This window comes from Nocardia yunnanensis (assembly GCF_003626895.1).
Classification (GTDB): domain Bacteria; phylum Actinomycetota; class Actinomycetes; order Mycobacteriales; family Mycobacteriaceae; genus Nocardia; species Nocardia yunnanensis.
In genome coordinates this window covers 3,638,692-3,663,156 of sequence record NZ_CP032568.1, presented here as the reverse complement: position 1 = coordinate 3,663,156, position 24,465 = coordinate 3,638,692, and the positions used below count along the sequence as shown (strand labels likewise).

Sequence of the window (24,465 nt, the reverse complement as noted above, 5' to 3'; positions counted from 1 at the left end):
ATCTGCCTAGCCGAAGGCATGATCATGTCATGCCTTCGGATACCTTGACCGCCGCAGTTAGCAGCCTGCCCACCATGGTTGACCGGTTGTCTCAACTCGTCCACTGCGAGTCGCCTTCCAACTCGGCCGCTCACCTTGAGAAGTGCGCAGATCTCTTGGAACCATGGCTTAGTTCGGCTCTCCGTCGCCCGTCGACGATCACCCGGGTCGGCGAGAACGTGCACCTTGTTGCCCGCGCGCCGAGCCCTCGGGTGCTGATCCTCGGCCACTTCGACACGGTCTGGCCAGTAGGAACTATCGACAGTTGGCCGTTCTCAGTCGATAGTGAATCCGGAATTGCCACTGGCCCCGGCACTTTCGATATGAAGGGCGGAATCATCCAGGCGCTCACCGCGATCGAGCTGCTTACCGATACGGATCACATCAGCGTTCTTTTGACTAGCGATGAAGAGATCGGCTCGATGAGTTCCCGGCTGTTGATCGAGGAGTTGGCGCGCGAAGCGGGCGCTGTGCTCGTATGCGAGCCCACTGCGGACGGGGGCGCAGTGAAGGTCAGCAGAAAAGGGATCGCGAACTACGCCGTGCGGGCGACTGGCCGCGCGGCTCACGCTGGCCTCGAGCCGCAGCGTGGCGTGAATGCCACAATCGAGCTGGCGCACCAGATCCTGCGCATCTCTGCGTTCGGCGATCCCGGCTGTGAGACTTCCGTCGTTCCGACATTGGTTACGGCCGGGACGACGTCGAACACTGTTCCAGAATCCGCGGAGGTTCACGTCGACGCGCGTTCGTGGACGATTGCCGAACTCGAACGGGTGGATTCAGCGATGCATGGGTTAACCGCGCATCTCTCCGGTGCCACAGTGGCTGTTTCAGGCGGGATCGAGCGGCCCCCATTCGAGGAGCCCATGGCTCGATGGCTCTACGCCGAAGCGGCCGCAGCCGCAACCGATCTCGGCCTCGGCGAGTTGGCAGCGGTCCGTTCGGGAGGAGGATCGGACGGCAACATCACCGCAGCACTCGGAATTCCTACACTCGACGGACTCGGCGCAGTGGGAGGGCACCCGCACGCGCGTGACGAACACGTGATCGTCACCGCGATGCCGGAACGTGCGGCACTACTCAGCCTGTTGCTGGCGCGGCTGGCGGTTCGTTCCGCCGATCACTGATCGGTGGTATCAAGAACCTATGCGAGTACTGATCCTTGGCGGCTCCTGGTTCTTGGGCGCGACGATTGCCGAACAGGCGATCAGGAAAGGTGGCGCTGTATCGACATTCCGGCGAGGACGCACCGGGTCGGAGGTAGCTGGAGTCGATTCGATCCGGGGCGATCGCACCAATGCCGACGACGTTGCCCGGCTGGCTGCTCGAGGTCCGTGGGATCTGGTGGTGGACACCAGCAGCTACGTACCGAACGAGACGCTGGCGTTGGCACGGGCACTGGAACCGGTCGTGGACAGGTATTTGCTCATCTCGTCCGTGTCGGCCTACGAGGGGTGGCCCACCGAGCCACTGACAGAGGATTCGCTCACACTGGAATGCCCTGCTGATGCCGGAGCGGACTACGGTTACGACGGCGACCCCGGACCATCGCAGTACGGTTTCGGCAAAGCTGGCTGCGAACGCGCGGTGCTTGAGACTTTCGGAACGGCCCGGACGGCTATTCTCCGCCCCGGAGTGATTCTGGGTCCGCGCGAATATGTCGGCCGCCTCGACTGGTGGCTGCGGCGCATGCAGCGCGGTGGACGCGTGCTGGCGCCAGGACGGCCCGATCGGCGAATCCAGCCCGTTGATGTCCGCGATGTCGCCGACTTTGCATTGGTCCCCGGGCTGTCAGGGATCTTCAACGTGACGGCCACCCCAGCCAGGGAGACGATGGCGGATCTTCTGGGGTCCTGCAACGAGATCACTGGGAACAACGCGGATCTGGAATGGGTCACCGACGAGCATTGGCTGGCCGAGCAAGGTGTTCGGCAGTGGACCGAACTGCCGCTATGGCGCACCTACGCGGGTGCTTGGGCGGTCGATTCCTCGCGAGCAAACGCCGCTGGACTCGTCACACGCCCCCTTCGCGATACCGTGGCCGACACCTGGGGTTGGCTTCAAGACGGGGGCGCGTCGGTAGAACATGAACGGTCCGCCGAACTCGGCATCACCGCTGACCGAGAGCGAGCGATACTCGGGCTTTGGGATGCAGTCCAGCTCGACCACTGCGGGGCCTAGGCTGGCGGGAGCGCACGCACCGCCGCCGTGCGTGCGAGCGAGATCGTCGTGAAATCCTCGATTTTGGCTCCGAGTTCAATGGCCTCCGCCGCACCGCGAAATCGCGCGGTTCCCAACGTCTTCGCGAGAGCGTTCAGACGTTGGGCAACTGCCTCGGTGCGCTTGCTCGGTTCCACCTTGAAAACATCCGCCAGCGCATCGGCTGCACCGGCGAGATCACCGCGGAGCGTCCGGGCCGCACCGAGATCCACCTGTGCACTCAGTGCTCCCGCTCCCCAACGATTTGAATCCGGAACTTCGGCGAACAACGCGACGGCGGCTTGTGCTTCCTGCTCAGCGCGTTCACCGTCTCCGAGTACGACATAGGCCGCGCCGGCGCAGAGTCCCCGGCGTGGCAAATCGAAGGCCAACTCGCCGCCAATGTCATCAAGGAAGGCGTCGGCGCCCGCCCGCTCGAGTTCGGTGCTCGCCGAATCCAGCTCGTCGCGTACCTCATCATGGGCTCCGACGAGAGCCAGGGCACGAGCATTGACGCTGTGCAGGCGCGCCCTGGCCGTCCCCCGGGGCGCATCAGGCAAAGCAGCGGCAGCAATCTTGTGGGCTTGGCGAGGCGTACCGGCCCAGAAGGAAGCGGTAACTTGCAATGCGCGAGCCCACGCCTTGAGCGAGGGGTGATCTATCGCGCAGCCGTAGCTGTATGCCGCACGTGCTTGCTCGTCGGCCGCGCCGAGTAAGCCCAGATCCCATGAGACAGACGAAAGCAGGCCACAAGCCTGTCCAGCCAGCAGATACAGATCCGCCGCTTGAAGAGGTTTGCGGGTCCGGTCCATCTGGACGTAGATCAGGTTACGCAAGGCCACGAGATCAGTCAGCATCTCCATGGTGGGCGTCGTGTAGTACGCACGGGCAGCTTTATCCGCGGCGGCGTGTAGATGCTCTAAAGCCGAGGGATCGAGCGCGGCTGCCGCCGCGATGGCGTGGCTGACCGATTCGTGCGCTGCGTTCACCGCGAGCTCCTGCTCCGTACGAGTGAGGATCTTCTCCAAGGGTGGGCCGGTGAGGACGGAAATGTGCTCCCCGAACCAAAGCTCGAGTACGCGTCGTGCTGAGTCACGAGGAACCGCGACGCCTCGGAGCCACCGCTGAGCGGCGCTGGTTGACAACGGGACGAGATTCGCGAATCCGAATGCAGTTGCTTGGGTGTCGAACTCTCGCTTGAACTCTGACAATCCGAGTCCCTGCTGTAACGCCAGCTGTTCCAGGCGTGTGCGCGAGCTGTGTTCGAGTTCCATCCAAACCTCCACCCACGGGACCAACGGTAAATACATTCCACCCTCCGGGGCGAGCACCGGGCGGAAGAGACCAGATAGAGACCACAAGAGACCACTGAACGACCGCGCAACGACCTGCCGGAACGAGCGATGCTCGATGAACTTCCGGCGGCGGGTGATCTGGAATCCCCGCCGTCGGTTGACACCAACTCATCGCAGATTGCACGGGGGTTCGACGTAATGGCCTCGATGATCCTGCTGGACCACAGCGCGGCGGCGCTATGACGCCGCCACTGATGTACGCGTATGTGCGACTGGCACTGACCATCACGACTCCCGCGCGGGAGGCCGTGGAAGACATCGAGGAGCTGGCCCTCCGCTACGGAGGTTCGGTGCTCGGACGGGTCTATTACGAAAAGGGCTCACCGGTACCGGTGCTGCTGTCATTGCTCGCGGGGATCGACAAGGAACTCGACGGCGAGGTCTTCCCACTGCTGCGCACATCAGCCGCCGATCATCGACTCGATTTGCAGCAGCTGCTGGATGCCCCGCCGCCCACCCCGGCGCTGTGGTCACTACTGGATGCTATCGCCGCCGGCGGTGAGGCAGAAGTGTATGTTTTCGTCCCTTCTCCAGAACACTTCGATGGCCTCGGCGTACCGAGACAAACTGTCCTTCAACGGATTTACGAGATCGCGCCGAGAGTGAACGTTCTCTACCTCGATCGTTATGTCGACGCAGCCGACCACCGTCCAGGGCGCCGGCTGCCGGGAGGTTCGACGCCTCCGCATCGCAAGCACGGTGTTCTGCTGGAGCGCGCCCTGAATCAAGTCCCAGCGGCACCGCAGATAGCGTGCTCGATCGCCAACGAAAAGCTCTCGCGCGCCGGCCTGCGTGAACTGGTCGGCCCGGTCTCCGCCGCCCTGACCGAACTTGTCGGCGACTTCATCGCCACACGCCCGGGAGAGGCGAACCAGATGCAGCTTCGAATCGAGTGCCGCCCTGGGACAGACCGGCTGGCGTTGGAAGTGTGGGAAACCCGAGGCCGCGAACGCGGCGCCGTCAGCGCGACGGTGGCAGCGATAGTGGAACCGGTCGGCGGATCGGTCGCCCGATGGCCCAGTACGGCTGGCGGCACAATCACGCGCTGCGAATTTCCGTTGCCAGGCAGTGATTCCCACGACCCCGCGGTCCCCAGTCCGCTGGCCGAAGCAGCCCGGTCCCTGATGAGCGCACGGAGGGCGGTATGAGCCGTCGCACCGTAGCGGCAACGATCGTGCGCCGCGACTGCTCAGGCGACGAGGTCGCAACCCACCAGCGCGAACTACGTGCTCTGGCCGAAGAACAGCAGTTCCTCTTGGCCAGTGAGGACATGTTGGTTGTCGATTCTGATAGGGAATTTCCGTTGTTAATGGCCACGCTGCCCCTCAACGAAGTAAACGCGATCTTGGTACCCCACCTCAGGCATGTAATCGGATGGCTGGACCTGATGCGGAGCAAGTTCGAGGTCTGGACAGTCCATCCTCTTCGCTGCTGGGCGCAGAAAACCGCAAGTAGCGAATCGCAATCTCTATCGAGCGAACCGGGCAGGTAACCATGGACGCTCACCTGGCAGTCGATCTTGGCGGCGACGGTCTAACCATCCTGCACTTCCGGGCTGAGTGGACCGCAGCGAAAACCTTCGCCGAGGAATTCGTCCGGCACCATTTGCGCGGCGCCGTGGTGATCGACGACGAGGTGAGCCCGGAAATGAAAGTACTTCCCTACCAACGTCTTTACCGATGAACTGGGGGCAATCGTTATGAATCAGAACCACCCGACTGCGCCCACAAACGGGATCTACCACCGACCGATCGTATTCGGCCTAGCCCGGGAGCCACCGTGCCACTCTCGCCACCAACCCTCGCGCGGGCACTCGCCGGCTTCGGCCCTCACGACTTTCCCCCTCGGGCAGAGGGGTTCCCATTCAGTTCCGGAAGAAAGACGAGATACGTTGTCTTACACCAGCATCTACGCCACCGCCAGCGACGGACTTGCCCCGCTGCAGAACAGCTTGATCGACCTTGAAGCCGCTGCGGCCATCCAGCGTGCTTTCAACCCTGATCTCGTGATCGGCTTGTTGCAGACTCCCGACTACGCTCGCGCGATCCTCTCGGGCTGTGTCGGGTTGTTCGAGACTCCCGACGACACCGATGCGACGGTCACAGCCCGTCTGGCACGTCAGCGCGTGCTGGACACCGAAGGCAAGAGTTTCCGTTTCTTGATCGGTGAGCAAGCTCTGCTGCGCACGGTCGGCAGTGCCGCGATCATGGCCGAGCAGATCCGTGCCCTGCACACCACACTCACCGCACGCGCGAACGTCGAGATCGGGATCATCCCGGTCGAATCGGTCTACGTCTCGCCCGCGGCGAACTTCTTGATCAGCGATGATCGCGAAGTGGAGACCGAGACGGTCACCGGCTTTGTAACGGCCTCTGACAAACGCGATATCGACTTGGCGGCAAGGACTTTCGACCGCCTTTCGGAGATCGCACTCTACGCAGACGACGCGTTGGCTGTGCTGCATCGTGCGCTGACCAGCCACACCGACCGCATCGGCAACAACGGCTGAATCCACAGGCGGTGTTCGTTGAATCCTGTGCCATTCGACGAACACCGCCGGGGCGAGCGGAAGGGCAACCCCGAGAAACATGATGCCTCATAGAGAACCTGGCAGACAGCTACCTCTGCTGATCAAACCGCAAGTTCCGACGCCGAAAGCCGACGCAGGGGAGCTGCAAGCCCTGCTCGAAGCCGTGATCGACGGGCTCAAGCAATGGGACGGTGCCGAGGCTCCAACGTTCCAGGATCACGATGGCGACGACGTCCGCGAGCTGATGTCGGAGTCGATAGCCGCGTTCGCGAAGTTGGGCATCCGTGTCGAGTACCGCACCTCATGACGCAGGACCCGACAGCGTTGCGGATCGAGTTCCTGTCGGCACGTGCTGGCCGCCTCGGGTATGAGCTTGTGCAACAACGTAGTTCGGCCGATCTGTGGCAGCTACTGGACGCTGAGGACGGCGACACAGTGCTTGCCACGCTGCCCCTGGCCGATGTCGAGAAATGGCTGAATCAGTAGCCCCCCGCAAGGCGACGAGTTGCGACAGGATCACCGCCCCACAGCGTCTCGCCAAACCTGAAAGAGGTATCCATGTGGCGAAATATGTTGTACTACAGCCGCTCTGGAGAGATGGCGGCCGCTTGGGAGCTGCATGGTCATTCGATCGAGGTAATGCATATTCGCTGCGATGGCGACTTAACGCCCGCCTATCGGATATTTAGCGACGGATCAAGGCTGAGTCTGCCGCATAGGCCGCAGGGCACTGTGTATTTCGACGAATGGTCCCGGCCCGACCTTGCGACCGTCGCCGCCTGGTTGCCAACGTGGGACAGGCTTTTCGACGCGGTCCAGCGCGACTACTTCAAGTACCTCTGCGAGCTGGGGGTAGCGCCGTCCGATGAGATCGCTGCCCTGAGTCTGGACGCGCCCGCCGAACACGCTGAGACACCGTTAACCCGTTGCGCCACAAATTATTCGACTCCACAGGAGGCCGCGCCCCTACATGGAAGGGCGCATTACTGAATGCGCGTAGGCGCGCGACCCGCGCGTCTACGACTTTAAGCACCCCAGCTATTCCATGCAGGAGCGACCCCTAGTGCACACCTCAATGAACAACAGCGGCTCGGCCTTGACCACAACGACAACTAAATCCGCACCGACAGACCTCCGGTGCCGTCAGAGCGGCACGTCTGTCATTCAGTCGGGGGTACCCGAAACTTTTGCGCAACAGCCTATTCCATCTCACATGCGACTATCCGCACCATGCGATGTTCGTGACCGGCTGGCCGAGTTGCTTGAAAAGACAGCCGGTTCGGAAATCAGCCTGTCCGGCGTGAACGAAATGACGCTCGCTGATCCGAACTCCCTCGCGGATACACTCGCGGCACTGACCGCGAGTCGCGTGGTGGTCACCGGCACTTTGGAACGCCGCTTGGTACTGGCCGAACGCCCCGGCGAGGCTAGCTGGATCGTCGCTGATCTAGCCGGGAAGCCGCATGGATCTCGAGCCTGGCCCGAGTGGGCTCAGCGGGGAATCGCCTTCGCCAACCCGGATTCCTGGCTGAGCACGGCGACCCTGACCGGCGAGGCGCTGCATCGTTTTCAGCGTCCGGAAGTGCTGCTGGCGGCGCTATATCACCCCGAGAACTTCCCGCTGCCGCGGTTCCCTCTGGCCATCTCGGATCTGGCGCGCGCGACGCGGGCGACATTGTGCGGACGGGTCCGGCTGATGGACATGCAGCTGGGCGTCACCCTCGAAGAACTGCTGGCCTCCATAGCGGCTGGCGTCGATGTGCTGGGGATCTCGGCGACGTTCGGTCAGCACGATCTGCTGGCCACCGTGCTCGACACCGTGGCCGACATGGAGGACAGGCCGGTCACGATCGCGGGCGGAAGCCTGGTGGCGCGCACCGAAAAACTGCTGTTGGCCGACTATCCGTGGCTGCTGATCGCCCGCGGAGCAGGTGAGCCCACCATCGCCGATACTGTCGCACACTGGCACGACGACATCGACCAGGCCCAGATCCGCGGAATCGGCTTCGCCGGAGCGGCTTTCGGAGAGGGAACGCTCACGGTCGGCCGCTATCGGCACACCGCGAACGTGGCTAACCGCGCATTGACCGATTTTCTGCCCGAACTCGACTTACTGGCTCCGACCCTGGCGCGCGGTGGCGTGGCCCAGCTCGAGGCGTCGCGCGGGTGCACGAACACGTGCAGCTTCTGCCCGCGTGGACACAAGGGCTCTCACACCGGCTGCGCGCCTGTGGATCTGGATTGGATGGTTGGCGCGATATCAGGAATATTCGACCACTTCCCGGACCGGTCGCGCACGCTGTACCTGGTGGATGAGGAGTTCATCGGCGCCGGCCCCGACGCCGCACACCGGGCGCTGGAGTTGGCGGCGACCGTGGCCGGGCACGGGATGGCCTGGGAGTCGTCGTGCCGGATTGATCAGGTCGTGGACCCCGCACAGGATCGGGCCTGGCACATCGAACGCGCGGCGATGTGGCGGCAGCTGTGCCGCGACGGCTGCCGCCGTTGTCTGTTCGGTGTCGAGTCCGGGGTGACCTCGATACTCGACCGATTCCACAAGGAAACCACCGGCGAACAGAACGCCCTCGCGATTCGCACCCTATCGGCGCTCGGGGTTCCGCCTCGCTACACCTACATCACGTTCGACCCACTGATGAGCTGCACGGAGCTGGAAGAGACAACCGCGTTCCAGGCCCGCACGGACCTGCTGCTGAAGCCGTGCCCAGAGCTAACCCCGGCGCAGATTGTCGATGGGGTGCGCGATGAGTCGTTCGTCGCCGAGCACGAGACAGGCCGCCCGTTCTACTCCGAGATTTCCTACCTGCTGGTGAGCATGGAATGCCTGATCGGGGCCGCCTACACTCGCGCGGCACACGCAGCCGGGCTGACCGGAGACGCGAATCCGATGATGGGACGGCTCGATTCGCGCTTCGCGGACTGGCGCATCGGGGTGTTCTCCGGGCACGCGCAACGCTGGATCGACCGCAATTTCGCGCTGGACTACGCGCTCAAGTCGATCGAAAAGCTGATCGACGGACAAGCTCGCCTGGTGGTGCGCGCGGCCCGGCGCGTGCTCAAGAACGCGGCCTTCGACTTGCTGACCGCGATGGTCGGGATGCTCGAGGTCTACCCGCTGGAGCAGCCGGAGCTGCACGCCGCGTTGGACGGTGAGCTGAATGTGTTGCGCGACGGCCTGTTTGCGAAGTTGCGCGATCAGCTCGCGGGCGTCGTGGAGCACGTGTGCCAGACCCTGCCGGCCGCTGACGGGGTGTTCCTGCGTGATCAGCATCGGCAGTGGTCGCAGCGCACCGGATGGGATCTGATCAACGCCGCTGATCCCTGCGGGACCTGATCTTCTGTCCAGCAACACGTTTCATCTCACTCAAGGAGTTTCGAGTATGACGACCGATATTTCGAACAATGGCCGCGCGGTCGCCGGAGCGACTGCACGCCCCCTCACCGCCCGCACGTGCGGGGGCCGGTTCCTGGCCCTCGAGGGAACCAACGGCAGTGGCAAATCCACCCTGGCCGCCCACGTGGCGGATCTGGACTACGCGGGTGCGACCCGGATTCTGGCCGACGGAGATCCGCGGCGGGGTCTGGTGTGGGTTTCACGCAAGCAACCGGCGGTGACCGACACCAACAGCGCCATGGTGATGGCACGGCTGGCTGAGGTGTTGTGGGGCGACGTCGCCGACCCGGCGGCCCTGCCCGATAGCTTCTGGGCGGCAACCCAAGCGGCCTGGTTCACCGCATTCTCCAGCGCGGTCCTGGCGCCGCTGCTCGACGCGGGATTCGATGTGCTCGTAGACGGCTGGATCGGGCGTATCAGTACCCAGCTGCTCGCCCAGGGCAATCACAGTTCCGCCGAGCTGGCGGTGCTGTTCGCGCATGTCCGCCGACCGGATGTGACTGTTCTGGTGGATGTCGATCCGGCGGTGACCTGGCAGCGGCACGCGGAAGTGAAGCCGGGGGATCTGGGAATCCACGCCGGGGCCGACATCACGCAGGCTCGCGCCGCGTTCACCGACTACCAGCAGCGCACCCGGACCGGGCTGTGTCTGGCGGCCGCCGAGCACAGCTGGCCGATTCTGCACGTCGGGGCCACCGAAACCGCGGAGCAATCCGCGCAGCGGCTGGCCGCGCTCCTGGTTCCGCTGACTTCGGCTGACTCGGATGGCAGCGCGGGCGCGGGTCGCGCGCCGGCGGGGATCGGCCTGGATGCCGCGATATCACTGTTGACGGGGTTGCCGCGCGGCGAGCATTACCGCTGGCCGCATATCGACAGCGAATTCGATGCCGTCGTGACCGGGCAGGCCCGGCGGTCGCTGTCCGACCGCGACGCACGCGGGGTGATCGGAGAATTCGAGGCGGCGTTCGCGGGGTTCGTCGGTGCCCAATACGCGGTCGCCTTCGCCTCGGGTACTGCGGCGATTCATGCCATGAGCCGCGCCGCCGGTCTGCGGCCGGGCGATGAAATCATCGCTCCCGCCTACACGTTCGCCGCGACGGCCAGCCCCTTCGCGTTCGATGGGGTCACCGTGCGGTTCGCCGATGCCGACCCGGCCACCGGCAACGTCACCGCCGAGACCATCGCCGCGCAGATCACCCCCCGAACGCGCGCGGTGATCGTCACCCACCTGTGGGGCATTCCGGCGCGCATGGACGAAATCGCCGCACTCGCCCACGACAAGAACCTGTGGTTGTTCGAGGATTGCTCGCACGCGCACTTCGCGTCCTGGCAGGGCCGTCGGGTCGGCCTGTGGGGCGATATGGCGGCGTTCTCCTGCAATCAGAAAGCCATCACCAGCGGCGAAGGTGGTGTGCTGGTCACCGGAAACCACGAATTGCGGGACAAGGCAATACTTTTCGGTCACTACGGCAAGCGCTCCGCCACTGAAATCGACGCGGCCAAGCCGTACGCGCGGTTCGCGATGACCGGCATGGGGTTGAAGGAACGCATCACCACCCTCGGCGCAGCGATCGGCGTGCACCAGCTCGCCCGCGCCGCCGACATCGAAGACCGGCGCCGCGCCATCCTCGACCGGTTCGCCCAGGCCCTGGCCGACAATCCGGCCCTGCAACCGATCCGGGTGGATCTGGCCGAGGGCAGCCATGGACTGTACGTGCTGGGGCTGCGCTACCAGTCCGAGCACGCGAGGTTCTCGCGAGAGGAATTCGTGTCCCGCTGCCACCGCGCCGGGGCTACCGAGGTCGATATCCCCGGCTCCACCGGCGATATCAGCGGCCACCCGCTCTTCGCCCGCTCGGACCCGTTCGGCGAATGGCAGGACACGGAAACCTCTGCGCGGCACCTGATGCCGGGGGTGAGAGCGTTCGCCGGAGCGTTCGTGAAACTGCCGCTGTGGGGATATCCGGGGGATGGCCCGTTCGTGGACAGCTACCTGCGGGTCGTGGCCGACGTGGCGAGCAAGGCATGTCGGTGACCGCGCTGGAGGTCGGCGGCCGGTATCGGCTGCACACCGAACTCGATGGCGACTTCACCCCGGCGCAGCTGGCCGGATCGGGTGCGGCCCGGCGGGTGCCGCCGATCACCGCGCCGGACGCCGCCCGTCAGCTGGCCGCCCTCGGCGTGCGCGCGGCCGACACCGACGCGGCACTGATGGCCCGCCTCGAAAACCATCGGTTGGCGCGCCCGCCGGTGGGCGAGCACCTCGGGGCGATGAGCGCCGCCGACGCCGAGGCGCTGGCGTGCGTGGCCGCCCGCTGGATGCGTTACCGCCCTGGGCAATTGGCTGATCTACGCGCGGTCAATACCGCCTGCAAGATCCTCGGTGCACTGGCGCTGCACCAGCAGGCGCGCCCGGACCCTCTGATCGGCGGGTATATCGCCACGGTCGCCGAACAGCTCGAGGAGACCACCGGCGTCCTGGCCCTGCACTTGCGCAATCGGCTCAATCCGCCGGCTCCCCCGCCGATTCCGCCCGCGGCACTCGAACCGCTGCGCGCCCGCACACGGGCACGGGTCGCGGTGCTGGCCCCGCCCACCTCACGCGTGGCGGCCGAACTGCTGACGGGCCTGGCCGCGTGCAGCCTGGACGCGGTACTGATCGCGTGGTGCCCACCGCCCGGCGCGACCTCGATCCCGCCGGAATCGTATTACGCGAGTGCCTGGTATCCCGAACCCGCGCCCGAGGGTGACCGGCCCCCGACCCCGACCCCGGCTGAGCAGGTGCACAACTGGGACGAGGCGGCCACGGCACTGTCACGGTGTGCGGATCTGACCCTGCTGGCCGGAATGCCCATCGTTCCCGGCCGGGTGCTGGCCGCGACTCGACTCGGGGCGGTCAATGCCCACAACGGCGCGTTGCCCGTGCTGCGCGGCATGGACGCGCCGGGCTGGGCGGTGCTGACCGGTCAGCCGATCGTGTGCACGGTCCACCTCGCCCGCTCGGGCGTGGACACCGGCGAAGTCCTGGCCAGCGAACCCGTGCCGATGGCCCATCTACCCACGTTGAAGGCCCGCATCCGCGCCGCGCAGGTGCGCTTGCTGATCGCGGTCGCGGTCCACGTCGCGAGCTCGGGCCAGCTGCCCACCCTCTACCCGCAACAGGGCTCGCCGGTGCAGTACTACCGGCTGCACCCGCACCTCAAACGCCATCTCGACGCCACCGTTCCGCTGCTTCGCGCGAGGTACTGACCATGACCGACTACCCGCACCCGGATTTCGCTGTGCTGGCCGAAATTGACTGGGACGACACCGAATCCATCCTCACTCACGCCACGGTCGTCTTCGACGCGCTCACGCGCGAGGGCAACGCGCTGGTGCTGGATCTGCTCGAGCGGCTGCCTGCGCAACCGGCACTGACCGGCATGTGTGAGGGCTACGACTTCATGCGCAAGCTGGTGCTGTGGACCGACCCCGATAGCGATGTCCGGTTGCGGCTGCACCTCTACAGCGGCCGCCACACCGAGCGCCCGCACAACCATCGCTGGCCGTTCTCCTCACGGATCGTGCGCGGGAACTATCAGCACAACCTCTACGGCTCCGACACAGGATTCGATGAGAACACCGACCCGGCCGCGTTGAAACCTCTACTGGCACAACGACAGCGACCGGGGGACACGTTCGCGCTGCACCATGCCAGCGTGCACAATGTGTGCGCCGATCCGGGCACCGTGTCGATGATCCTTCGCGGGCCCGCGGCGAAAACGCGGTTCCTGATCCACGACACCGCCACCCGTGCCCAGTTCCACGTCTACGGCGCCGCGCAGGAGACCGCGGCGACCCGCGCGACCAAGCAGCTCGACGCCGCCTCCCTGGCTACAGCGGTCGGGGACGCACGAAACCTCCTGCTCGCCCACTCACCAGTGAAGGACGCCGCCCATGACTGATCAAGGGATGCTTTTCGGTTCCATCCAAGAGCGCAGCGACACCGATCCGGACCAGCTCACGATTTGCGCGCTCAACGCGCAGTCTCCGACGCCGGCCCGCGCCCACAAGCTCGCGGAATGGCTGCTCGCCACCGGTGCATCGGTGCTGGTGTTGACCGAGGTCCGCGACAGCGAAGGATCGCGGCAGCTGCTGGAAACACTTCGCGCGGATGGCTTCTCGACCACTCCAGCGCAATTGGGTGCGGCGGTCGCGCCAGCGATGGGGGACAAATATCATGCCGTGGTCGCCACCTACGGCCACCAGATCAATCGCCAGCTTCGCGGCCCGATGGGCAACCGGGTCGCGGTCACAGACCTGGCCACGATGCACGGGCTCGTACGGATCGTCGGCATGTATGCCCCGGCGAACGGCATGACCCTCGAAAGCAGCCAAACCCGCGCCGATTTCCAGCGCCGCGCGCTCGGCGAGCTGGCGGCGCTGCGACGGCCGAGGACGGTGTTCGCCGGGGACCTCAACGTGATTGAACCGGGCCATGAGCCCCGGCTCACCGCCTACGAGCCACACGACTACGAGTTCTATACCGCGATCTGCGAGGGCGGAATGGTCGATACCTACCGGGCGCTGCATCCCGACGAACACGACCACAGCTGGTTCAGCGACCGATTCTTGGCCCAGCGGATCGACCACACGTTCATGACACCGGCCACCGGCACGGTGACCGGATGCCACTACGACCGCACGACCATCGACACCGGCCTGTCCGATCACTCCGCGATGATCACCACTATTGACCTGCGAACCGGTCAGGCCACCGGCGCGCCGACTCCGCCATGAGCACGCAGCTTGTCCAGAAACCGCATCATGCCCGGATCGAACTGCTCCACGGGCTGCCACAACGCGGCGTCGTCGATCGGCCACCATCGCAGCTCACGCGCTTCGGCCGGATCACGGCGCAGCGTCATGTCCTCGTCACCGGCGAGAGCGAACCAGAAACTCACGTCGGTATGGGAGTGATCGCCCCGGGTCTGGGTGACAGTCAGGAACAGCGGTTCTCCGCCGCACACCGAATCGAACTGGGCCTCGATACCCAACTCCTCGTGCGCCTCACGCAGTACCGTGACGCGGGGGTCTTCGTCGGGATCGACGTGGCCGCCCGGAGGAAGCCAGGCGTTGGCCTTGACGTGATCGGCCAGCAATACCGAGCGTCGCTGACGGTCAAAAATTACTGCGTAGGAACACAAGTGGGTCGGCGGATCGGCGGGCTTGCGTACCCGGAACAGCGGGGCACCGCTGTCTATCCATCCGAGGACGAACTTCTGTGCGTCCTGCTCCACGTCATCGAGGGCGGTGATGGAAGCGGCCAGATCCCGCACGATCCGGCGAGCATTGTCGGTCGATGTCAAAAGGGTTTCCTCCATTGCGAAAATGCGTCTCGGAGCATTCCTGACTAGGCAACCGAGGCACCCTAACAGCGCCAGGACCGACACGCCCGGCGCCTCAACACTGATCTTTCACGGAGGTAACACCGCATGCTGACCCGCACCCTGGGCGAACGTGGGCCGCGCGTGTCGGCCCTCGGCATTGGCTGCTGGGCACTCGGCGGCCCGGCCGAAAACCTCGGCCTGCCGACTGGCTGGGGCGAGATCGACGATGGCGAAGCGTTCGACGGACTGTGCTGCGCCTACGAGAAGGGCGTCACCCTCTACGACGTCGCCGATGTCTACGGCCACGGCCGCGCCGAATCCACCCTCGGCCGTCTCGTGCGTCAAGTCCCTCGCGACAGCATGACTCTGACCTCGAAAGTGGGCTACGCGGGCGACCCTGAGCACCCGTACACACCCGAGCACATGCGTCGCCAGCTCGAACGGTCGCTGACCCATCTCGGCACCGAGCACATCGACCTGTATTTCTTCCATCACAACAACTTCGGCCCCCAGGACAGCGATCTCGATTCCGCAATCGCCACCATGGAGCAGTTCCGCGCGGAAGGGCTTATCCGCGCAGTGGGAATGCGCGGCCCACACCGCTACGCCCTCGACCGGATCACTGGCAAACCCGCCACCGACAAGTACGAAAGGTTCTATCGGCTGTTCTCGCGGATCGGCCCGCAGGTGATCGCTGTCCGCGACAACTTGCTGACTCCCTCCCGTGCCCCGATCTTCGCTCTTGCCGCCGAGCACGGCTGCGGTGTCTTGACCTACAAGCCGCTCGCGCAGGGCCTGCTCACCGGCAACTACACGCCGCGCCGGCCCCGCCGCTTCGGCGATGGTGACCACCGCGCGCGCAAGCGTTGGTTCACCGATCCTGCGATCACTATCATCGACTCCGCTCTGGATACTGTTCGCCAGCACATCGGGGACGACGATCCGGAAGAACTGATCCGGATCGCCTTGTGGTCGTGCCTGGACCACGGCGACCACACGGCGGTCCTCGCCGGGTTCACCACACCAGAACAGGTCACCGCCAACGTCGCGTGCTTGGATCACCCGCCAGCCCCCGAAGTTGTCGAGATCGCCCGCGCAGCCATGCGCAAGGCGCAAGTGGAACTCGACGCAGCATTCGAGGTCTTCACTGATCAAGCGCCGTAGTACTAGGCCGACGAGGAGACGCACCGTGATGTGGTCCATCCGCAGGGCGACACCCGGAGATGGTCAGCACCTCCGCGCGCTCCGGCTCCAAGCCCTGAGCGATGCGCCGGAAGCCTTCCTCGAGACCTACGACTACGCGGCCGGGTTGAGCGCCGCCGAATGGGAAGCACGCATCGAGCGCTACCGGCAACCGGGGAAGCAACTGCTGGTAGTCGGAGAGGCCAACGGAGTTTGGTGCGGAATGGCGGGAGCGTTCTTGGACTGCGAACGCGACAGTTCCGATATCGCTCTACCGGTGCGACCGCAGGATCGGTGGGCAATGATCTGGGGCATGTACACCCTCCCGGCCGAGCGAGGTAGCGGCCTGGCAGCAGCACTATGCGCGGAAGCATTCGATTGGGCCGCGACCGAAGCCCGAGTCGACTGGTTGGGGCTCGACGTCCGAGATTCCAATACACGCGCGATCAAGTTCTACCAACACGAGGGATTCGCGGTTGCGGCCCGCCGATTTCATCCCGCGCTGAATGTGACCTCGTTGGTGATGATGCGGCCGGTCACCACGGACGCTTCTGCGCGTCGCGATTGAGACTGGCCGTCGCGATCGCCCTCACAGTCGATCTGCCACGCGCAGTGGGCCAGCACCGCCCGCGCATGACGATGAGCCGAGCTCGGATCATTACTGCTCCGGTCCGAAGTCCTCGGACTGGTCCAGCCCGTAATCACGATCGTCGGATACTCGATCATTTTCGGTCTCCGATGCCGACCGCTGGCTTGGCTCGGTGGACGCGACGGTTCCGAATTCACGGGCGCCGTCGAGCACACGTTGCATCTGGGCCGAGATGATCTTCGGCTCGCTCTCGGCCGCTGTGGCTGGTGTGTAGCGGGCGTGGACTGCGGCCAGCTCGGATCGCATTGCCTGGTCGAGTTCAGCGGCGCGGTGCAAGTCTCCCATCGCGGTGTGGGCGTCGCGAATAGCGCGAGCGGCGCGGGTGAGTTGCGCGAGTACCAAATGGTAGGAAGCGGCCGTGGACTGCTGGCGAGTTTGAAGCATGATCAGCGCCGCACCGCCCGCTGTCAGTGTCCGCGCCGGCTTGTGCCAGCGGGTGTGCGCGGGTCGCTGGGCGGACTTCGCTACGGCACGGGCGGCCGTCGCTAATGGGCCCGAGACCGGTTCCGTGCGCACCGACAACGCGGCCATCACGCCCGCGGTACGAGATGCAGCGCGCGCCCACTGGGCATGATCCTCCGGCGGGATCTGAGCCAGGTAGCGGTTCCACCACTGCAAGTCCTTGGCGGCGCGACTCACCTCGGCCGCGTCCACCGGCACAACCTCGGTGCCCTCGGAGTTGACCGGCGGCTGATTGCGGTGAGCCGCCCGCCACTCCCCGACCGCTTCGGCATCCAGCGCCGCGCTGCGGTCCCACTCGTTGCGCAACGCCGGAAGCGTCAGATCAGAAGCGAGCCGACCACCGCCGTAGTACACCAGCCGCCCGCGGCTGCGCGTCGGCTCCGCGACCGCGTAACCGATCACCGCACCGGTGTCGCCGTGGGCGTAGCGCGGCAGAACGATCAGCTTCTCCTGCCGGAGGCGGCGAACGAACTCGCCCTCCTCCCGCGAGGCGACCGCGCACGCGCGCACGACGCGTTCAAGTCGCCACCGCGCTGGCTCCGCGACCGTGTGATCGTCTCCGGGCGAGAGTTCGGCGCGGGTCAATCCGCGCGTGCCGACCCGGGTGTGGCGGGATTCGAGAACCTGTAGCCCGAACTCGTGCTCCAGCTCCCCCACCGCCCGCTGCGACCGCTTCTGCTCGCGCCACAGATCGACTTTCGTGCCGTCGTCGCGGACAGCGGAGGCGGCGATGTGGATGTGGTCGTTGCCGCCGGTGGACAGACCGTGGCGGACCGCGACCCAGCGGGCGGATGAGCGACCGGAACCGTCGGCGGTGAACCCCATCTTGTCCATGAACGCGGTCGCGATCCGACCCCACGTTTCGTCGGCCAACTCGCCTTCCTCCGCCCGCAAGGACAGCGAACAGTGCCACACATGCCCGGCAGTGAACGGCTCGGCGGGGTCCTTGACCTTGCGGCCTCGATCATCGACACGGACACGCCCCTCCGCGTCGCGCAGGTAGTTCGGGACATTGACCTCGACACCGAACAGCCGACGCGCCCGATCCAAACGCCGGGCGATCGAGTTCGCTTGCGCCGGGGACAGCTCGACGCCTATCGGGAAGTCCGCGGTGACTGTTTCGTCGGCGGCGACCAGGTGAGGAAAGCGGTGCTTGTCGGCCCGGCCCGGCCCGACGAGGTAGGCCAGCAATCCGCCCATGTGACCGCCACGGGTCACATTCGGCATCACGCCGCCACACTCCACCCATCGAGGGCAATATCCACGCGATCGCGCAGGCGGCGCAACAAGGCCATGTTCGCGGCCAGCGCCTCGCGCTCGATCGTGCCGGTGGAGTTGGCGACCACGGCGATCTGGTTGACGTTGTTCGCCAGGTTCGCCAACAGCCGCTCGATACCCGCCAGGCGGTCGGCCACGTCGCGACTCGCGCCCACCGACGTCCCCGCGTCCGACAGAGCGGCCTCCACCAAGAGGCGCGACACCGAGACTTTCGCCCGGCCAGCGCGTGCCACGAGTTCGAGTTCTTGTTCCGGGGTGACCTTCACGCAGTGCGCTTTCCCTCGCCCGCCGGCTGTGTTGGCCTGGCGTTGCCGTCGACGAGCGCGGGCGCGCACCGGCAGCGGGGAGACCGTGGCGCCGTCCTCGGCCGGGCGACCGGACATCGCCGTGCCCGCTGTAGGGGTCGTAGCTGAACTGGAGCGGCTGGCTCCCGTCGGCGAAGCCATGACGTGGCCACCTCTCGTTAACTGCCAACTAACCGAGCGACTGATTCGGTCAGTACAGCAACGAAAGTACGGAATCGAGATAGACCACCGCAAGGCGGTGAACTCGAACAATGCCACGATTCGGGTCAGCCGTTCAGCCTCTCGACTGCCGTTAGCCGTTCAGATGCCCAGCGCAGCGCCACGCCGGGAGGCGGGTCCAGGTCCGCTGCGGGAGCGGCGGGGTGAGCGAAGCCACAACCGGTTGGATATCCAACCGTCCAGCTTGCTCAGGCACCACAGGGCTACCAAGGATAGGCTCAGCAAACCTGTTGTCGCCGGATTTCGGGACCTCCGGCCACGGTGACCTCTGGGGCACATCGGGGCCGCTGCGCGGCACAAACTCTTCGCAGGAGCGTTGCAGGCAGCGCTGCCCAGTGGTCGCGCCTCGTACCAGATGAGCGATACCGTCTCTCTAGCCCACGTTCCACTCGGGCGGCTTACCGCAGCATCCAGCAGCGACGGTAGGACACGACAATGACCAGAGACCGCGATCCGCATTGGGCCTGCCTGAAGGGCTGCTTCGAGCAGTATCCGGAGCGGATAGCACGGTGCACCTCGAGGTACCGGTTCGCCAAGGGGCAGCTTGAGGAGTTGCTGCGTTTGCTCGGCGGTCGGTGCATGCTGTGCCTGAGCTGTCACGCGATGATCGTCGATACCGCCACGCGCACACCGGAACGCAAACAGCGCGGCGTGCTGTGCCTGTGGTGCAAAGACCGAGTAGCCGGATACGAAGGCTCCTTCGGGGACGGTAGGCCGCTGGCCATGATGTGCCGATGCAGGACCCGAGACACCGCCGAATGGGAACAACGAATTTCCGCGGCGACAGCCCAATATCTCAACCGGACAGCACTACTCGAGATCCATCCGGAGAACGCCGAACGAATGGCGGCCTTGATCGCCGACATGGCGGCACACGGTGCCGACCCGCACCACATCTGGAGCGGCGCGCCCGTCGCCGAACTGCCACAGCTTCCGGCCCGGCCGGTCGCACCCGAGCCCGCCTTCAGCGACGTCCCACCGCTCGCCCGGCCCCGATGCTCGAACGAATGCCGAGAGCATCCCGAGCACATCTACTTCGCGTGCTTCGACGAGCCGACGAAACTACGCGACAGCGACGTGGACGGCATCGCCGTCCGTCATTACGTCGGATGGACTCGCCAGCGCCCGCCGATACACCGAGTCGGCCAGCACGGAGCGATCTGCCGCGATTCGTTGGTCGGTATCGTCCCCGGCACCAGCGATGATGAGGAGGCCGTGAAAGCGAACGACTCATGCCCGCAATGCGGCAAACCGCTGGAGTACAGGCCGCGCGGAATGCGCCCGGTGGGAATGACGTAGAGCCGCGCTGCCCGCAGCCGCCGCCAGCGGCGGTGCGCGGCCACGCGCGCGACTTGGCGCCACGCCCTCGTGTTCCTGCCCCGACTGGAGACCGTCCGGTCTTACATTGGTTGAATGACCACACCGACACCGGAATACGCTCGACTCGAGGATCTGGTGCGCGCCGAGGCGGACGCGAAACTCGCGGCGGTCCAACCGCTCGCCGACGCCTACCGGAAACTGCTGGCCGACCGCGAGAATTTCGCGGGCCTCGACGCGAAGAACGTGGCCGCCGTGCGAGCGACCCGCGCCGCAGCACTGAAAGCGGGATTCAGCGAACGCGCGCTCAACGAAGCGGGCTATCGGGCGATCACCGACCTGCCCAAACCCACAGCCGCCCGCAAGACCGCAGCGAAGAAGTCGGCGCCCGCCAAGCCGCGAGTAGCAGCGAGCAAACGCGCAACCGCCACCGCGCCCGCCACGCAGAGCAAAGCCGCCTCGGGCAAGGCCGCGACTCCGACACCGGCCAGCACTCCGGAACCACCCGCAGCCCAGTAGCCGGGTCACCGCCCCGCTGTTCGGCCGTGTGGGTTCAGCGATCGGCGGGCGTCGGTTTGTTGCGCAAATAGGTGTGGATGGATCGTCCGTTCGGGTCCTTCGTTGTCACGACCTCGAACAGCCCGCAGGTGGTCAGGAAACGGCCCGGTTTGGCGCGCCCGCGCTCTGGCAGGCGAGCGGTGATGCCCTGTGCGTGCATTCGAAGGCAGACCTTTGGCAACTCAGCGCCCTTGGAGCCGCTGCTCAACGTGGCCACCAGCTCGCGGACCGAGGCGGCCCAATCGTCGGACGCCTGACTGGACTCTGCCGCCTTTACGGGGGCGGGCTTCGCCTTCGCCGTAGTCTTCGCGGCATGCCCGGATTTCGGCGGTGTCGCCTTCGCGGCGGTCTTGGCCGTCGCCGCGCGGCCCGATCCGTGGGTGTCGGAGGGGCGCGGCGAGAGGTCTTCGAGGTAGACGAAACGATCACACGCGGCGACCATCGCTCGAGCGGTCTTGCGTTCGCCGTATCCGTGGACCGTGCATCCGATCTCGCGCAGTTGCATTGCCAGGTCGATGAAGTCGGAGTCACTGGAGGCGATCACGACGGTGCTCACGTCAGTCGTGTAAGCCAAGCGGATCGCATCGGCGACGATCGCGTGATCGGCAGTGTCCTTGCCCGCTGTCACCGTGGTGACCTGTCGGCCCGAGATCGCGTGCGCGATCATCGCGTGTCGCCACCCCGCCAGCGAGGTGCTGAAGAAGTCACCGTAGGCGCGAACGATCCGCAGCGAACCCAGTCCTGCGGCCGAGGCGAGGACCGCGCCGGCCTTGGTCGGCGCGATGTTGTCCGCGTCGAACAGCACCGCGACCACCTCACCGGTACCCGCTCGCCGACCCGCAACGGACAGCGGCGACGGCAATGGTGCCTGACGCCAGAACGCGGCGCGAAACCAGCCGGAAATGCGCGCGCGGTGCATCGGCACGACCGATTCGGCGACGCCTGCGGTCGTCTCGGTGAACATCACCTCCGGCAAGGTAATCGGCACCACCCACGAACTCGCGCATTGCGCACGAGCTGGGCGTGCCGGGACCGCATCAGCCCGCGGCACGCCCTCGCGGCGTTCGCCTTTCAACAGATGAAGTGAAATGCTGCCGCCTCGATCGCTTCGGCAGCGGTGACGAAGGATTCGATGCGGTAGTCGGGGAAGCGGGTCTGCCCGCACTCGCACGCACGGGTGAATCGCCTCGAGTAGTACGGCTCGCAGTCTGCGGTGGGGTCGTCGTTGATGTAGATCGTGCCGACGGGTTCGGTCTCGCGGGTGCGGTAGAGCAGACCACCGGCCGGGCCGAAGCGGAGCCAGTCCCCTTTGCCCTCGCGGGTGATGATCCACCAGCCGTTGTCGTAGGCGGCGCTGATCGCCGGGGAGGCGAAGCGGTAGCGGCTGTCCGCCGGGTTCGGGCGCCACGCGTAGTCGATGTGGTCGGACATGATGAAGCTCCTCAAGGGTGGTTGGCGGCGTAGCCGGTGCGTGGGGCAGTTCCGGCCAGCGCCCGCCGGTGCGGCGGGCGGCCGGTGGGGGCCTCAGACCGCGGCGTGGTCCTCGCGGTCGGGGCGGATGATCTGGATTTCGCGGTAGCGGCAGCTGACGCTGAGGTCGATGCCGAAGGCGCGGATGCTGGCCAGCGGTTCGCCTTTGCGGCTGGTGAAGATCTCGGTGCGCAGGTTGCGGACTTCGGCGCTCACCGGGTCGCCCTTGTCGAAGGTTTTCAGGACGCGCATGGCCATGGAGCCGGAGTAGCGGACCTCGTATGTGGTGGAACCGGTGTCGGTGTAGCCACCGTCGTCGGTGCGGCGCTGATGGTTGTCGATGATGGTCACGTAGACCGCCATCGACTCAGCCTGGGTGGGGGTGGCCTCGTAGATGACCGGGTCGCTGATCTTGGCGATGTTGCCCTTGACGATGGTGCTCATCGGAGTGTGCCTTTCGGTTGGTCCCTTGTCTGGTGTGTCTCGTGGCCCAGTGCGGGACGGAGGAGCGCCAAACAGGGTTTACCGGAAGGGGTCGAACAAGTTTGTTCAGCGAGCGCGCGAGCGACCCGGCCTTGCCCGGGGAAGAAAGTTTTCGCCCCGCCCGGTCGAGCTTCGCGAGCCCTGTTTGGCGACGACGACGCCCGCACTACAGTCCGCGCGACCTACCAGGAAAGGAACCAACCGAACGGCCCACCGCTGATACGCCACCATCAGGCACAGCGACCACGACCAGCCCCGCCAGCACCTGCCCCTCACCCTGACGGCTGAGCCCGCGGGGGGGGGGACGTGACCAGAGGCAACCGCCCCCGCCGTGGCGCACCGCCGACACCAAAGCGGTTGCCACCGACCACTGAGCAGACGCGGCTACGAGCAGCACCTGGGCTACGCCCCAGCCTGCCTCGGGCCGGCTGCCCGGCGCGGGCGTCAGCGTCGTGAAGGGGCATCGCAGACCGTAGCCATCGGTCTAGGCGTGCCGCTGGCGCGCAGGCCAGACGTGGGTTCGACCTCGCCCACGCGGCGAGTCCGTTGGATCGCCGGGCGATGCGCGCGCGGACCCGACATTGCCGACAAACCGGCCCAGTTCCGCCGAAAACGTGTGCGAAGTGGCGGTGCTTTCCTACTCTGACCCGCGGGCATTCCGCAGTGGTGCACGGGGCAAGTTAGTCAGTCACAGACCTTGCTCCCGGATACGGGCAACAGGGCGGAGTGTTCGGGGCCGCACCATCGGTTCCCGGCGTCCGTTTCTCCGCGCAACCACGGACGGACGCCGGGCCGGTTGGTGCCACCGGCAGGCGGCACGCTCCGCAGCATCGCTTCGCCGCCGCCCGTCGGTGCCCTTGCTTGTTCGCCCAGCCGCTTGGACTCAGCACGCCCACCCGGAGGACGAAAGTGCAAACACCGCCTACTGCTGCCGCGCAGAAACTGCTGGAGCAGGTCACCGCTCGGTATGGACATCCGGATTCGTTCGTCGGCGCACTGCGCCGCGCTCTCGATCATCCGACCGACCGATTGCCTCGGATAGACACGGCGGCACCGGCGGTCTCACTGCCTGATGATCACCCGGCGCAGCGTCCTGCGGAACCGCAACCGCCGACTCGGCCCGGCCGCCACGCGCTGCGCGACCAGACCGCGTGACGCTTCGCTGGCAAGAAGTCGGAAGGGCTGGCGTTAGGGGGCGGTCAGCCCGGCTGCTGAATGCTCGCGCGGATGTCGACCAGCCCGACCGTGGGCGGAACCTCGATAATGGAGTCGCCTCGCCAGCGCACCCACAGCGCCACATGTCCCGCGTCGGCCTCGGCGATCAGCTTCTCAAGCGACCATCGTTTGTTGGCGCGGTCGATCTCCACCGCCACCGCTGGTCGCCACCATCTACGCGTGCACAACACGTCGATCCGCCCGCGGTAGAGCCTGCCGTTGCTCACTCGTCGCTCGACCAGAGCAGGGGCCTCGAACTGAACGCGCCAGCGTTGTGCCTGTGCCCACTGCTGAGTGTGGGCGGTGATCAGCTTCGTCGTCTGCGCTGAGGTCATCCCGCCGGCCCTGATCGGTGCCAGCCACGCGGTCAGCGACTCCGCGAGTCTTTCCGTCTCACTCCCCCGCGACCACCACCACACGGCC

25 protein-coding genes are annotated in these 24,465 nt (G+C 65.9%); 17 read left to right on the top strand and 8 right to left on the bottom strand.

What is annotated here, in order from left to right; translation table 11 throughout:
• Nucleotides 1-29 precede the first annotated feature (29 nt).
• Both D7D52_RS17040 and D7D52_RS17035 read left to right on the top strand, forming a co-directional pair.
• Nucleotides 30-1,166, top strand: a complete 1,137-nt coding sequence (locus D7D52_RS17040; RefSeq protein ID WP_120737660.1) for a M20/M25/M40 family metallo-hydrolase — start codon at nt 30-32, stop codon at nt 1,164-1,166.
• Nucleotides 1,167-1,185: 19 nt separating this feature from the next.
• On the top strand, nt 1,186-2,220 hold the full coding sequence (locus tag D7D52_RS17035) for an NAD-dependent epimerase/dehydratase family protein (protein WP_120737658.1): 1,035 nt from the start codon (nt 1,186-1,188) through the stop codon (nt 2,218-2,220).
• Here D7D52_RS17035 and D7D52_RS17030 read toward each other — a convergent pair.
• Nucleotides 2,217-3,512 carry a hypothetical protein gene (locus D7D52_RS17030; RefSeq protein WP_162958365.1) on the bottom strand — a complete coding sequence of 432 codons (1,296 nt, stop codon included), beginning with the start codon at nt 3,510-3,512 and terminating at the stop codon, nt 2,217-2,219. The genes D7D52_RS17035 and D7D52_RS17030 overlap by 4 nt on opposite strands.
• A 260-nt stretch (nt 3,513-3,772) precedes the next feature.
• On the opposite strand from D7D52_RS17030, the gene D7D52_RS17025 reads away from it, so the two are divergent.
• The 11 genes from D7D52_RS17025 to D7D52_RS16975 all read left to right on the top strand — a co-directional run bounded on the left by D7D52_RS17025 (nt 3,773) and on the right by D7D52_RS16975 (nt 14,314).
• Entirely contained in the window at nt 3,773-4,741 is a 969-nt protein-coding gene (locus D7D52_RS17025) for a hypothetical protein (RefSeq protein WP_120737654.1), read from the top strand.
• Nucleotides 4,738-5,085, top strand: coding sequence for a hypothetical protein (locus D7D52_RS17020; RefSeq protein ID WP_162958364.1), 348 nt, complete (start codon nt 4,738-4,740; stop codon nt 5,083-5,085). Before D7D52_RS17025 ends, D7D52_RS17020 begins: the two co-directional genes overlap by 4 nt.
• 2 nt (nt 5,086-5,087) lie before the next feature.
• Entirely contained in the window at nt 5,088-5,276 is a 189-nt protein-coding gene (locus D7D52_RS17015; protein ID WP_120737650.1) for a hypothetical protein, read from the top strand.
• A gap of 208 nt (nt 5,277-5,484) precedes the next feature.
• A complete protein-coding gene (locus D7D52_RS17010) occupies nt 5,485-6,102 on the top strand; it encodes a DUF5753 domain-containing protein (protein ID WP_120737648.1) in 618 nt (205 codons plus the stop codon).
• A 184-nt stretch (nt 6,103-6,286) separates the two neighbouring features.
• Entirely contained in the window at nt 6,287-6,430 is a 144-nt protein-coding gene (locus tag D7D52_RS37820) for a hypothetical protein (protein WP_162958363.1), read from the top strand.
• Nucleotides 6,427-6,609 (top strand): hypothetical protein, encoded by a 183-nt coding sequence (locus tag D7D52_RS17005; protein WP_120737645.1) that lies wholly within the window; start codon nt 6,427-6,429, stop codon nt 6,607-6,609. The genes D7D52_RS37820 and D7D52_RS17005 overlap by 4 nt, the downstream gene beginning before the upstream one ends.
• Nucleotides 6,610-7,336: 727 nt before the next feature.
• Nucleotides 7,337-9,475: a B12-binding domain-containing radical SAM protein gene (locus D7D52_RS16995; RefSeq protein WP_222932837.1), complete on the top strand. Its 2,139-nt coding sequence runs from the start codon at nt 7,337-7,339 to the stop codon at nt 9,473-9,475.
• A gap of 46 nt (nt 9,476-9,521) precedes the next feature.
• Nucleotides 9,522-11,570 (top strand): aminotransferase class I/II-fold pyridoxal phosphate-dependent enzyme, encoded by a 2,049-nt coding sequence (locus D7D52_RS16990; protein WP_120737641.1) that lies wholly within the window; start codon nt 9,522-9,524, stop codon nt 11,568-11,570.
• A complete protein-coding gene (locus tag D7D52_RS16985) occupies nt 11,567-12,784 on the top strand; it encodes a formyltransferase family protein (protein ID WP_162958362.1) in 1,218 nt (405 codons plus the stop codon). Before D7D52_RS16990 ends, D7D52_RS16985 begins: the two co-directional genes overlap by 4 nt.
• A gap of 2 nt (nt 12,785-12,786) precedes the next feature.
• A complete protein-coding gene (locus D7D52_RS16980; protein WP_120737637.1) occupies nt 12,787-13,479 on the top strand; it encodes a hypothetical protein in 693 nt (230 codons plus the stop codon).
• On the top strand, nt 13,472-14,314 hold the full coding sequence (locus tag D7D52_RS16975; RefSeq protein WP_120737635.1) for an endonuclease/exonuclease/phosphatase family protein: 843 nt from the start codon (nt 13,472-13,474) through the stop codon (nt 14,312-14,314). The genes D7D52_RS16980 and D7D52_RS16975 overlap by 8 nt, the downstream gene beginning before the upstream one ends.
• Here the strand turns inward: D7D52_RS16975 and D7D52_RS16970 are convergent.
• Nucleotides 14,284-14,883 (bottom strand): NUDIX hydrolase, encoded by a 600-nt coding sequence (locus D7D52_RS16970; protein ID WP_162958361.1) that lies wholly within the window; start codon nt 14,881-14,883, stop codon nt 14,284-14,286. The two genes, D7D52_RS16975 and D7D52_RS16970, sit on opposite strands and share 31 nt — an antisense overlap.
• A gap of 126 nt (nt 14,884-15,009) precedes the next feature.
• Here D7D52_RS16970 and D7D52_RS16965 point away from each other — a divergent pair, with 126 nt between their 5' ends.
• Both D7D52_RS16965 and D7D52_RS16960 read left to right on the top strand, forming a co-directional pair.
• Nucleotides 15,010-16,068, top strand: coding sequence for an aldo/keto reductase (locus D7D52_RS16965; protein WP_120737631.1), 1,059 nt, complete (start codon nt 15,010-15,012; stop codon nt 16,066-16,068).
• Nucleotides 16,069-16,096: 28 nt separating this feature from the next.
• A complete protein-coding gene (locus tag D7D52_RS16960; RefSeq protein WP_246024008.1) occupies nt 16,097-16,654 on the top strand; it encodes a GNAT family N-acetyltransferase in 558 nt (185 codons plus the stop codon).
• Nucleotides 16,655-16,744: 90 nt separating this feature from the next.
• On the opposite strand, the gene D7D52_RS16955 is transcribed toward D7D52_RS16960, so the two are convergent.
• On the bottom strand, nt 16,745-18,424 hold the full coding sequence (locus D7D52_RS16955) for a relaxase/mobilization nuclease domain-containing protein (RefSeq protein ID WP_187703164.1): 1,680 nt from the start codon (nt 18,422-18,424) through the stop codon (nt 16,745-16,747).
• Nucleotides 18,424-18,741 (bottom strand): plasmid mobilization relaxosome protein MobC, encoded by a 318-nt coding sequence (locus D7D52_RS37815; RefSeq protein ID WP_162958360.1) that lies wholly within the window; start codon nt 18,739-18,741, stop codon nt 18,424-18,426. Before D7D52_RS37815 ends, D7D52_RS16955 begins: the two co-directional genes overlap by 1 nt.
• A 1,110-nt stretch (nt 18,742-19,851) precedes the next feature.
• On the opposite strand from D7D52_RS37815, the gene D7D52_RS16945 reads away from it, so the two are divergent.
• Together D7D52_RS16945 and D7D52_RS16940 are read left to right on the top strand one after the other, a co-directional pair.
• Complete coding sequence (locus D7D52_RS16945; protein WP_162958359.1) at nt 19,852-20,298, top strand: hypothetical protein; 447 nt, start codon at nt 19,852-19,854, stop codon at nt 20,296-20,298.
• Nucleotides 20,299-20,412: 114 nt separating this feature from the next.
• On the top strand, nt 20,413-20,835 hold the full coding sequence (locus D7D52_RS16940; RefSeq protein WP_120737623.1) for a hypothetical protein: 423 nt from the start codon (nt 20,413-20,415) through the stop codon (nt 20,833-20,835).
• 34 nt (nt 20,836-20,869) lie between these two features.
• Here D7D52_RS16940 and D7D52_RS16935 read toward each other — a convergent pair whose 3' ends face one another.
• The 4 genes from D7D52_RS16935 to D7D52_RS37810 all read right to left on the bottom strand — a co-directional run bounded on the left by D7D52_RS16935 (nt 20,870) and on the right by D7D52_RS37810 (nt 24,377).
• Nucleotides 20,870-21,838, bottom strand: coding sequence for an NYN domain-containing protein (locus tag D7D52_RS16935; RefSeq protein WP_120737621.1), 969 nt, complete (start codon nt 21,836-21,838; stop codon nt 20,870-20,872).
• A gap of 107 nt (nt 21,839-21,945) precedes the next feature.
• Nucleotides 21,946-22,305, bottom strand: a complete 360-nt coding sequence (locus D7D52_RS16930) for a hypothetical protein (RefSeq protein WP_120737619.1) — start codon at nt 22,303-22,305, stop codon at nt 21,946-21,948.
• Nucleotides 22,306-22,398: 93 nt separating this feature from the next.
• On the bottom strand, nt 22,399-22,788 hold the full coding sequence (locus D7D52_RS16925; protein ID WP_120737617.1) for a hypothetical protein: 390 nt from the start codon (nt 22,786-22,788) through the stop codon (nt 22,399-22,401).
• Nucleotides 22,789-24,026: 1,238 nt separating this feature from the next.
• Entirely contained in the window at nt 24,027-24,377 is a 351-nt protein-coding gene (locus D7D52_RS37810) for a hypothetical protein (RefSeq protein ID WP_162958357.1), read from the bottom strand.
• Between the last annotated feature and the right edge of the window lie 88 nt (nt 24,378-24,465).

What these genes read in the sequence shown, in the direction of transcription:
- D7D52_RS17040 (WP_120737660.1), top strand. Translation starts at nt 30, where the DNA reads ATGCCTTCGGATACCTTGACCGCCGCAGTTAGCAGCCTGCCCACCATG.
- D7D52_RS17035 (WP_120737658.1), top strand. Translation starts at nt 1,186, where the DNA reads ATGCGAGTACTGATCCTTGGCGGCTCCTGGTTCTTGGGCGCGACGATT.
- D7D52_RS17030 (WP_162958365.1), bottom strand. Translation starts at nt 3,512, where the DNA reads ATGGAACTCGAACACAGCTCGCGCACACGCCTGGAACAGCTGGCGTTA.
- D7D52_RS17025 (WP_120737654.1), top strand. Translation starts at nt 3,773, where the DNA reads ATGACGCCGCCACTGATGTACGCGTATGTGCGACTGGCACTGACCATC.
- D7D52_RS17020 (WP_162958364.1), top strand. Translation starts at nt 4,738, where the DNA reads ATGAGCCGTCGCACCGTAGCGGCAACGATCGTGCGCCGCGACTGCTCA.
- D7D52_RS17015 (WP_120737650.1), top strand. Translation starts at nt 5,088, where the DNA reads ATGGACGCTCACCTGGCAGTCGATCTTGGCGGCGACGGTCTAACCATC.
- D7D52_RS17005 (WP_120737645.1), top strand. Translation starts at nt 6,427, where the DNA reads ATGACGCAGGACCCGACAGCGTTGCGGATCGAGTTCCTGTCGGCACGT.
- D7D52_RS16995 (WP_222932837.1), top strand. Translation starts at nt 7,337, where the DNA reads ATGCGACTATCCGCACCATGCGATGTTCGTGACCGGCTGGCCGAGTTG.
- D7D52_RS16990 (WP_120737641.1), top strand. Translation starts at nt 9,522, where the DNA reads ATGACGACCGATATTTCGAACAATGGCCGCGCGGTCGCCGGAGCGACT.
- D7D52_RS16980 (WP_120737637.1), top strand. Translation starts at nt 12,787, where the DNA reads ATGACCGACTACCCGCACCCGGATTTCGCTGTGCTGGCCGAAATTGAC.
- D7D52_RS16975 (WP_120737635.1), top strand. Translation starts at nt 13,472, where the DNA reads ATGACTGATCAAGGGATGCTTTTCGGTTCCATCCAAGAGCGCAGCGAC.
- D7D52_RS16965 (WP_120737631.1), top strand. Translation starts at nt 15,010, where the DNA reads ATGCTGACCCGCACCCTGGGCGAACGTGGGCCGCGCGTGTCGGCCCTC.
- D7D52_RS16960 (WP_246024008.1), top strand. Translation starts at nt 16,097, where the DNA reads ATGTGGTCCATCCGCAGGGCGACACCCGGAGATGGTCAGCACCTCCGC.
- D7D52_RS16955 (WP_187703164.1), bottom strand. Translation starts at nt 18,424, where the DNA reads ATGCCGAATGTGACCCGTGGCGGTCACATGGGCGGATTGCTGGCCTAC.
- D7D52_RS16940 (WP_120737623.1), top strand. Translation starts at nt 20,413, where the DNA reads ATGACCACACCGACACCGGAATACGCTCGACTCGAGGATCTGGTGCGC.
- D7D52_RS16935 (WP_120737621.1), bottom strand. Translation starts at nt 21,838, where the DNA reads ATGTTCACCGAGACGACCGCAGGCGTCGCCGAATCGGTCGTGCCGATG.
- D7D52_RS16930 (WP_120737619.1), bottom strand. Translation starts at nt 22,305, where the DNA reads ATGTCCGACCACATCGACTACGCGTGGCGCCCGAACCCGGCGGACAGC.
- D7D52_RS16925 (WP_120737617.1), bottom strand. Translation starts at nt 22,788, where the DNA reads ATGAGCACCATCGTCAAGGGCAACATCGCCAAGATCAGCGACCCGGTC.
- D7D52_RS37810 (WP_162958357.1), bottom strand. Translation starts at nt 24,377, where the DNA reads ATGACCTCAGCGCAGACGACGAAGCTGATCACCGCCCACACTCAGCAG.